The organism is Arthrobacter sp. ok909 (assembly GCF_900104405.1).
In the GTDB taxonomy this organism is placed as follows: domain Bacteria; phylum Actinomycetota; class Actinomycetes; order Actinomycetales; family Micrococcaceae; genus Arthrobacter; species Arthrobacter humicola.
The window spans coordinates 1-1,524 of record NZ_FNJS01000076.1; the positions used below are offsets into that span (position 1 = coordinate 1).

1 rRNA gene is annotated in these 1,524 nt (G+C 54.7%); it reads left to right on the forward strand.

What is annotated here, in order from left to right:
• A 23S ribosomal RNA gene (locus tag BLR03_RS23805) occupies positions 1 to 1,367 on the forward strand; the annotation flags it as partial.
• Positions 1,368 to 1,524: the final 157 nt, after the last annotated feature.

Here is a 1,524-nt window from a genome sequence, read left to right on the forward strand (position 1 = left end):
GGGGGGATTCGGTGATCCTATGCTGCCGAGAAAAGCATCGACGCGAGGTTTTAGCCGCCCGTACCCCAAACCGACACAGGTGATCAGGTAGAGAATACTAAGGCGATCGAGAGAATTATGGTTAAGGAACTCGGCAAAATGCCCCCGTAACTTCGGGAGAAGGGGGGCCCCAACCTTGAACACCACACGCTGGTGGGAGGGGATCGGGGCCGCAGAGACCAGGGGGAAGCGACTGTTTACTAAAAACACAGGTCCGTGCGAAGTCGCAAGACGATGTATACGGACTGACTCCTGCCCGGTGCTGGAAGGTTAAGAGGACCGGTTAGCCGCAAGGCGAAGCTGAGAATTTAAGCCCCAGTAAACGGCGGTGGTAACTATAACCATCCTAAGGTAGCGAAATTCCTTGTCGGGTAAGTTCCGACCTGCACGAATGGAGTAACGACTTCCCCGCTGTCTCAACCATAAACTCGGCGAAATTGCAGTACGAGTAAAGATGCTCGTTACGCGCAGCAGGACGGAAAGACCCCGAGACCTTTACTATAGTTTGGTATTGGTGTTCGGAGTGGCTTGTGTAGGATAGGTGGGAGACGTTGAAGCCCGGACGCCAGTTCGGGTGGAGTCATCGTTGAAATACCACTCTGGTCACTTTGGACATCTAACTTCGGCCCGTAATCCGGGTCAGGGACAGTGCCTGATGGGTAGTTTAACTGGGGCGGTTGCCTCCTAAAAAGTAACGGAGGCGCCCAAAGGTTCCCTCAGCCTGGTTGGCAATCAGGTGTCGAGTGTAAGTGCACAAGGGAGCTTGACTGTGAGAGAGACATCTCGAGCAGGGACGAAAGTCGGGACTAGTGATCCGGCGGTACATTGTGGAATGGCCGTCGCTCAACGGATAAAAGGTACCTCGGGGATAACAGGCTGATCTTGCCCAAGAGTCCATATCGACGGCATGGTTTGGCACCTCGATGTCGGCTCGTCGCATCCTGGGGCTGGAGTAGGTCCCAAGGGTTGGGCTGTTCGCCCATTAAAGCGGTACGCGAGCTGGGTTTAGAACGTCGTGAGACAGTTCGGTCCCTATCCGCTGCGCGCGCAGGAAATTTGAGAAGGGCTGTCCTTAGTACGAGAGGACCGGGACGGACGAACCTCTGGTGTGTCAGTTGTACTGCCAAGTGCACCGCTGATTAGCTACGTTCGGATGGGATAACCGCTGAAAGCATCTAAGCGGGAAGCTCGCTTCGAGATGAGATTTCCATACACCTTGTGTGTGAGAGGCCCCCAGCCAGACCACTGGGTTGATAGGCCGGATGTGGAAGCGAGGACTAACGACTCGTGAAGCTGACCGGTACTAATAGGCCGATAACTTACACCACACACCACCCCGCGAACCCGTTTCAAAAGGGGTTCGCACCCAGGGGTGGTACAAAGAAACAAGACTGCTTGCGTCCACTATGTGGTTCCCAACCAACAAACCCGCACCCGCGGCACGTTGCAACAGGAACAAACCACAACAACATAAACAACACCACA